We start from the raw sequence: 7,077 nt of genomic DNA, 5'->3' as shown, positions 1-7,077 counted from the left end.
TCTGGCCGACCGGGCCTCGAGCGTCGCCAGCCGGGCCTGGGCGACGGCGCGCCAGTCGAAGCGGCCGGCGGCCTCCAGCGACGGCCAGAGCGGGGCGAACCGGCGATCCTCGGCGACCGACAGCAGGGCGGCCGGGTCGTCGACCTTCTCCAGGGCGGCCTTGGCCTGGGCCAGGTCGCCGGCGTCGGCGGCCAACCGGGCCTGCAGCAGGCCCCAGTCGTTGCGGGCGATGTCGATCTCTTCGTCGTCGGTCCAGGGGGTGACCCGCAGCTTGGACACCACCCGCAGGCGCGCGGCGGGATCGTCGTTCAGCAGGCGCAGCAGCTGGAAGTAGGTCGAGATGCGCAGGGTGGTCAGGGCGGTCGGATCGGCGGCGAAGGCCTTGTCGAAGGCGGCGGCCGCGGCCGGGGCGTCCTTGCGCGTGCGGGCGTCGATCATCAGCACGAGGTTGGCGGTCGCCTTCAGGAACGGCTGCGCGGCGACGGCGTCGAGCTTGCGGGCCGCGTCGACCGCGTCGGGGCCGACATAGCCGCCGCATTCGAGCGCGACATAGTAGAGCATCTCGCGACGACGAAGCTCCAGGCCGTCGACGCCGGGATCGGCCACCGCCGCCTTGATCCGGGTGCTCAAGGTCTTGCCGCAGTCGCCGTTGCCCATGGCGGCGGCCGCGTCGGCGATCAGGTAGTCGATCCTGGCGCCCAGGTCGCCCTTGGCCGCCTGGGCGGGCGCGGGGCCGAGCATCGCGCCCAGGGCGCAGAGGATCGCGCCGCCGGCGGCGGCGAGCTTGCCGTTGGAAATCATGAAAGCCCCCAGTGTCACTGGCGGCCAGAGACCACGGCCGAGCTTGAAGCGCAACGTCAGGTGGATACCCGAACGTGCGCTATACGGATCCGGAACCGTGGGAGGTCCCGGCGCTCCGCTGCGCTGGGTTCACCCTCGGGCGCGCTTGCGCGACCCGGGGGGCGGGATGACAAACGAGAAGACCCCCTCAGCCGCAGCTTTCGCGCGGGCGGTCGGAGCGGATGACGCAGAGGATCTTGTTCCCCCGGGCGTCGCCGTAGCGGGCGCGGACCTTGCCGGAGAACTGATCCCACTTGGCGCGGGTGTCCTCGGCGGCGACGCGCATGGCCTTGTCGTAGCCGCCGCGGGTCGTGCTGGCGGTGTCCTTGTTCAGGTAGTCGTGCTTGACCCGGCCGCGGCAGCTGGCCCACTCGGGAAAGCCGTAGCAGCCGGTGATCAGGCCGGCCGGGACCTGGGCGGGCAGGCTGGGGCCGAGCCATTCGGCGGGGCCGTTGTTGTTGAGGCCCGGCGGGTTCTCGATGGTGGGCCTGGGACGCGGGGCGTCGACCCAGTTGCTGTGCGAGTAGAAGTCCTGCGAGGCGTGCAGGGCCAGGCCGAGATATTCCAGGGTCCGGCACTTGGGCGAGCCTTTCTCGCCGTCGAACGGGCAGTCCGAGCCGGTGGTGGTGTCGCCGTAGGAGAGGTCGGGACGAACCAGGTCGCCCGCGCGGATCAGGGCCTGGTCGAGGTTGCTGTACATCAGGCTGCGACAGGCGCGCAGGGCGGCGTTGGCCTGGGACAGGCTCTGGGCGTAGCCGGGCTTGTCGAACCAGTCGCCGTCGTCGCAGTGGGCCTGGGAGACGCTGATCAGGCCGCGGCCGGGACGGTCGGGGGCGCCGACGGCGCCGAAGGTTCCGTTCTTGCCGGCCAGCAGGTCGAGCGTGGCGCCGCCGAAGCCGGCGCCGCCCAGGCCCGTGCGGGTGATGCGCTCGTGCTCGGCGTTCTGGCCCAGGCTGCGGATCGTGCCGAAGGCCAGGGCCTGTGGCGCGAGGGCGAGCGTCGCGACGGCGAGTCCGGCGACGACGAGGCGCGCGGGTGTGAGTCTGTGCATGGCCAAGGCCCCCTGGTTCGACAATCAGGAGTCACAAATGCACGGATTCGTCCTATGCGGGTGTGGCGAATGTCACAGGCGCTCCAGGGTGGCCGGATCGTCCTGGCCGCCGAAGTACTTGTCGAGGGCGGCGCGGAAGCGGGCCTCGCCGGGCGCGGCGGCGGCGAACAGGGTCAGGCTGGAGCGCAGCTTGAGGTCGTCGGGCGAGCCGAACACGGCGTGGGCGTCGCTTCCGGGCAGGGCGAGGATGGCGTCGACGACCTCGGCCAGGCGCGGGCCCAGCACCGGATGGGCGAGATAGGCGCGGGCCTCGTCTAGCCCCGCGACCGCATAGAACCGCGCCGTCGAACTGCGGCCCAGGCCCTCCGCCTGCGGAAAGACGAACCACATCCAGTGGCTGCGCTTGGCGCCGGCGCGCAGCTCGGCCAGGGCGGCGGCGTAGGTGCTCGCCTGGGCGTCGACGAAGCGCTGGAGGTCGTGGGCGGGCATTGGGGGAGGATAGCGGCTTTCCAGGCGGGAGTGATCGCCAAATCTCATCGTCATCCCGGCCGCAGCGAAGCGGAGAGCCGGGACCCAGGGGCCGGCGCAGTGCGGTAGCCATCGCCGGGGCGCTTGATCGATCCTCCGAGCCCGGTCCCCTGGGTCCCGGGTCTACGGTCCGCTTCGCAGCCCTCCGCCCGGGATGACGGGCTCTTTGGGCTGGGGATCCTGGTGTTCACATTACGAAAGATTCAGCGAACGGCGGTTGTGTGAAAAGTTACTGTGTGACACACAGTGTGTATCGCACACTATGTGCTGCACACCATGCGGCGCACACCAAGACAGGAAGGCTCATGCCGACCGATACCGACATCTTCGAATCCCTGCGCCAGGAGCTGCGTCGCGGGACGCTGATCCTGGCCGTGCTGGCCCAGCTGAAGGTCGAGCGCTACGGCTACAGCCTGCGCCAGGCCCTTTCGGAAGTGGGCCTGGAGATCGACGAAGGCGCGCTCTACCCGATGCTGCGCCGGCTCGAGGGCCAGGGCCTGCTGACCTCCGAATGGCGCGAGGAGGAGAAGCGCAAGAAGCGCTTCTACCGCCTGTCGCCCGAGGGCGAGGCCGTACTGACCCGCCTGGCCGCCGAGTGGCGCGCCATCAACGACACCCTGCAAAACCTGATCTGAGGGGATCCCACATGGACCTGCTCGACCGCTATCTCGGCGCCGTGGGCGCCCTGCTGCCCAAGGCGCAACGCGAGGACATCGTCGCCGAACTGCGCGACGTGCTGCTCAACCGCATCGAGGAGAAAGAGGAGGCCAAGGGCGCTCCCCTGACCGACAAGGAGCGCGAGGCGGTGCTCAAGGACTTCGGCCACCCGCTGGCGGTGGCCGGCCGCTACGGCCCGCAGCAGAGCCTGATCGGCCCGACGCTCTATCCGTTCTACGTCTTCGCCCTGAAGCTGGCCGTCGCCCTGGCCGCGATCGTCACCGTCGTGCCGGCGGTGGTGGTCGCCCTGCTGGGCCGGGGCGAGGCGCTGGACGTCGTCATGGACGCGCTGACCCACGACTTCCCGCGCTCGGCCCTGATGCTGGCCGGGCTGGTGACCCTGGTCGCCGCCGGCATCGAGCGCGGCTGGGTGCCGCTGACCGGCCTGACCGACTGGAACGTCCGCGACCTGCCGCAGCTGACCCGCAAGAAGGGGATGTTCGAGGCGCGCTTCGAGGCCCTGTTCGAGGTGGTCGCCACCGCGCTGTTCATTCTCTGGTGGACGGGGCTGTGGCGGGTGGACCTGACCGGGGCGGTGACCTTGGAAGGCGCGATCGCGCTGGCGCCGTCGCCGGTGTGGGCCAGCCTCTACTGGCCGATCCTGGTCTGGGCGGTGCTTGGCCTGGGCGCCTCGCTGATCGCCCTGGTCAGGCCGGGCCTGGTGCGGGCGCGGGCGGTGTTCGACCTGCTGACCGCCATCGGCGGCATGGTCCTGACCACCCTGCTGTGGAAGTCGCTGCCGCTGTTCACCCTGACGCCGGTGACCGCGACGGCCAAGGACGTGGGCCAGCTGCAGCACGTGGTCGACACCGGCTTCCACATCGGGATGTTCGTGGCCGGGCTGATCTTCGCCTGCCAGATCGGGGCCGCCCTGTGGCGCCTCTACAAGGGCGCTCGCTAAGCCGGACGGCGCGGGGACGGATCTTCCAGGGTCTTGATGACACGGAATTAATCCATCCCCGGTTGCCCCGCCTGACGTGGGCATTTACGCCTTCGCCCCAGCTGTTTCGGGTGCGGCGTGATCGCGCCCGGACGTAAGGATCGAGCCCGCCCCTGGGGGAGGGGCTCCAGGGAAGGGGACTCTCTCTTGCAAAACCGCCGCGAACTTCTGCTGTCGACCGTGGCCGCCGGCCTCGCCGCCGCCGCCGCGCCCTCGCTGGGCTTCGCCCAGCCGGCGTCCAACGCCGGTGAAGCCGCCAAGCTGAACGCCTTCTTCGACGACGCCATGGCCAAGCTGCTGCGCCAGGCGCCGGAACTGGCGACGGGCCTTGGCCTCGACAGCGGCGACCTGGCCTGGACCAAGGGCCTGCTGAGCGACCGCTCGTTCGAGGCGATCGCCGCGGGCTCGGCCCAGACGACGGCGCAACTGGCCCAGCTGCGCTCGATCGACCGCAAGGCGCTGAGCGGCATGGACGCCGTCAACTACGACACCGTCGAGTTCACCCTGGCGGTGCAGGACGAGGGCAATCGCAAGTTCAGCTACGCCGGCGGCGGTTCGGGCGCGCCCTACATCCTCAGCCAGCTGACCGGTTCCTACCAGTCGATGCCCGACTTCCTGGACACCCAGCACAGCATCGAGACCAAGGCCGACGCCGACGCCTACCTGCAGCGCATGGAAGGCTTCGCCCGACTGATGGATCAGGAGACCCTGATCGCCAAGAAGGACTACGCCGACGGCGTGATCCCGCCGGACTTCGTCATCGACAAGGCCCTGGTGCAGATGAAGGCCTTCGCCGACACGCCCACGGCCGACGCGCCGCTGGTCAAGTCGGTGGCCCGCCGCACCAAGGAAAAGAAGATCGACGGCGACTGGGCCGGCGAGGCTTCGAAGGTCTACGAGAACTCGGTGCTGCCGGCCCTGAAGCGCCAGATCGCCCTGCTGGAGAGCGTGCGCCCGAAGGCCACCCACGACGCCGGCGTGTGGCGCCTGAAGGATGGCGGCGACTACTACGCCGTGTCGCTGAAGAACTACACGACCGCGACCATGAGCCCCGACGAGATCCACCAGCTGGGCCTGGACCTGGTGAAGTCGATCTCGGTCGAGGCCGACAAGCTGTTCAAGTCGATCGGCATGAGCAAGGGCACGGTCGGCGAGCGGATGGCTGAGCTCGGCAAGGACATCTACGAGAACACCGACGCGGCCAAGGAACAGCTGATCGCCGACCTGAACGTCAAGGCCAAGTGGATCGAGAAGCAGCTGCCGGCCTATTTCGGCGCCCTGCCGAAGGCCGAGCTGGAAATCCGCCGGGTGCCCAAGGCCATCGAGGCCGGCGCGCCGGGCGGCTACTACAACTCGCCCTCGCTCGACGGCAAGCGCCCGGGGATCTACTGGATCAACCTGCGCGACACCAAGGAGCAGGCCAAGTACACCCTGACCACCCTGACGGTGCACGAAGGCGTCCCGGGCCACCACCTGCAGCTGTCGCTGTCGAACGAAGCCCAGGGCCTGCCGATGATCCGCAAGGTGATCGGCTTCTCGGGCTACGCCGAGGGCTGGGCGCTCTATTCCGAGCAGCTGGCCGTCGAGATGGGCATCTACAAGGGCGATCCGCGCGGCCACATCGGGATGCTGCACGACGCCCTGTTCCGCGCCGTCCGCCTCGTGGTCGACAGCGGCATGCACTACAAGAAGTGGAGCCGCGAACAGGCCGTCAAGTACATGTCCGAGACCATGGGCGACGAGGAAAGCGGCACGATCACCGAGATCGAACGCTACGTCGTGTGGCCGGGCCAGGCCTGCTCGTACATGCTGGGCAAGATCACCTGGCTGCGGGCCCGCGAGCGCGCCAAGAAGGAACTGGGCAAGAAGTTCGACATCAAGAAGTTCCACGACGCGGGCCTGCTGTCGGGCATGACCCCGCTGACCGTGCTGGACCGCGTGGTCGACGACTACATCGCCGCGACCAAGGCCGGGAAGTAAGGCTCGGGCTTCTTCGGAAGGTTCGAGGAGGAGGAGCGCTCGCGAGGGCGCTCCCCTTTTTTCGTTGGGGGCTGTTGGGAGTGAATTGAACCTGGAAAATAGGCTCGTCATCCCGGCCGCAGCGAAGCGGAGAGCCGGGACCCAGGGGCCGCCGCACTACGCCTGGCCGTCGCCGGGGCGCCCGATCGATCCGCCGCGCCCAGTCCCCTGGGTCCCGGATAAGCCCTGCGGGCTTTCCGGGATGACGACTGGGGGAGTCTAGGAGCCCGCCTAGAAATCCGTAGACGCGCTCAGGTCCGCCCAGCGTTCCAGCTCGGCCGCGCGGCGGGCGCTGGCGGCGCGGATGGCGCCTAGGGCGTCGGAGCCGAGGGGCAGGCGCAGGGGCGGCTCGTCCATGGCGGCCAGCCCCAGGATGGCCTGGGCGGCCCGGGCGGGATCGCCCGGCTGGCGGCCGTGATACTGGGCCTGCATCCGCGCGGCGGCGCCGACGACGGCGTCGTACTCGGCCCGGCCGGCGGCCAGGGTGGTCGAGGACCCGGCGAAGTCGGTGCGGAAGCCGCCCGGCTCGACGATCGTGACCTTGATCCCGACCAGGGCCATCTCCTGGGCCAGAACCTCGGAAAAGCCTTCGATCGCCCACTTGGCGGCCGAATAGGCCGCGCGGCCGGGGGCGCCCAGGCGTCCGCCCACCGACGACAGCTGCACGAAGTGGCCAAAGCCCTGCTCGCGCAGCAGCGGGATCGCCGCCTTGGTGACGTTGATCGCGCCGAACAGGTTGGCGTCGATCTGCTTGCGGAAGTCGTCCAGCGAGGTGTCCTCCACCGAGCCGATGTCGCCGTAGCCGGCGTTGTTGACGACGACGTCGAGGCCGCCGAACTCGCGCGCCGCCAGGGCGACGGCGCGTTCGGCCGCTTCGGGATCGGTGACGTCGAGGGCGGCCAGCCGCACGGCGTCGCCATGGCGGTCTGCGAGGTCGGCCAGGGCGGCCGGATCGCGGGCGGTGGCGACGACGCGCTGGCCG

7 protein-coding genes and 1 pseudogene are annotated in these 7,077 nt (G+C 69.9%); 4 read left to right on the top strand and 4 right to left on the bottom strand.

Annotation, left to right across the window (positions count from 1 at the left end; translation table 11 throughout):
* The 3 genes from DMC18_RS13895 to DMC18_RS13885 all read right to left on the bottom strand — a co-directional run.
* The coding region (locus tag DMC18_RS13895) for a hypothetical protein (RefSeq protein WP_199232576.1) at positions 1–801 on the bottom strand (801 nt) is incomplete at its 3' end.
* 187 nt (positions 802–988) lie between these two features.
* A complete protein-coding gene (locus DMC18_RS13890; RefSeq protein ID WP_110133019.1) occupies positions 989–1,891 on the bottom strand; it encodes a hypothetical protein in 903 nt (300 codons plus the stop codon).
* A 72-nt stretch (positions 1,892–1,963) separates the two neighbouring features.
* Entirely contained in the window at positions 1,964–2,380 is a 417-nt protein-coding gene (locus tag DMC18_RS13885) for a DUF1810 domain-containing protein (RefSeq protein ID WP_110118687.1), read from the bottom strand.
* Between the two features lie 344 nt (positions 2,381–2,724).
* Here DMC18_RS13885 and DMC18_RS13880 point away from each other — a divergent pair, with 344 nt between their 5' ends.
* The 4 genes and pseudogenes from DMC18_RS13880 to DMC18_RS13865 all read left to right on the top strand — a co-directional run.
* A complete protein-coding gene (locus DMC18_RS13880; RefSeq protein WP_110118688.1) occupies positions 2,725–3,054 on the top strand; it encodes a PadR family transcriptional regulator in 330 nt (109 codons plus the stop codon).
* A gap of 11 nt (positions 3,055–3,065) precedes the next feature.
* Positions 3,066–4,037 carry a hypothetical protein gene (locus DMC18_RS13875; RefSeq protein ID WP_110118689.1) on the top strand — a complete coding sequence of 324 codons (972 nt, stop codon included), beginning with the start codon at positions 3,066–3,068 and terminating at the stop codon, positions 4,035–4,037.
* A 186-nt stretch (positions 4,038–4,223) separates the two neighbouring features.
* Entirely contained in the window at positions 4,224–6,056 is a 1,833-nt protein-coding gene (locus tag DMC18_RS13870; protein WP_110118690.1) for a DUF885 family protein, read from the top strand.
* Positions 6,057–6,158: 102 nt separating this feature from the next.
* Positions 6,159–6,278 (top strand): annotated as a pseudogene (locus tag DMC18_RS13865) (hypothetical protein); the annotation flags it as partial.
* A 48-nt stretch (positions 6,279–6,326) separates the two neighbouring features.
* On the opposite strand, the gene DMC18_RS13860 reads toward DMC18_RS13865, so the two are convergent.
* Positions 6,327–7,077 (bottom strand): SDR family NAD(P)-dependent oxidoreductase (locus DMC18_RS13860; RefSeq protein ID WP_110133018.1); only part of this gene is annotated, 751 nt, incomplete at its 5' end.

The organism is Caulobacter sp. D5 (assembly GCF_003185805.1).
In the GTDB taxonomy this organism is placed as follows: domain Bacteria; phylum Pseudomonadota; class Alphaproteobacteria; order Caulobacterales; family Caulobacteraceae; genus Caulobacter.
Note: the sequence above shows the minus strand (reverse complement) of the source record. Positions and strands in the feature narration are given on the sequence as shown.

What these genes read in the sequence shown, in the direction of transcription:
- DMC18_RS13875 (WP_110118689.1), top strand. Translation starts at nt 3,066, where the DNA reads ATGGACCTGCTCGACCGCTATCTCGGCGCCGTGGGCGCCCTGCTGCCC.
- DMC18_RS13880 (WP_110118688.1), top strand. Translation starts at nt 2,725, where the DNA reads ATGCCGACCGATACCGACATCTTCGAATCCCTGCGCCAGGAGCTGCGT.
- DMC18_RS13885 (WP_110118687.1), bottom strand. Translation starts at nt 2,380, where the DNA reads ATGCCCGCCCACGACCTCCAGCGCTTCGTCGACGCCCAGGCGAGCACC.
- DMC18_RS13890 (WP_110133019.1), bottom strand. Translation starts at nt 1,891, where the DNA reads ATGCACAGACTCACACCCGCGCGCCTCGTCGTCGCCGGACTCGCCGTC.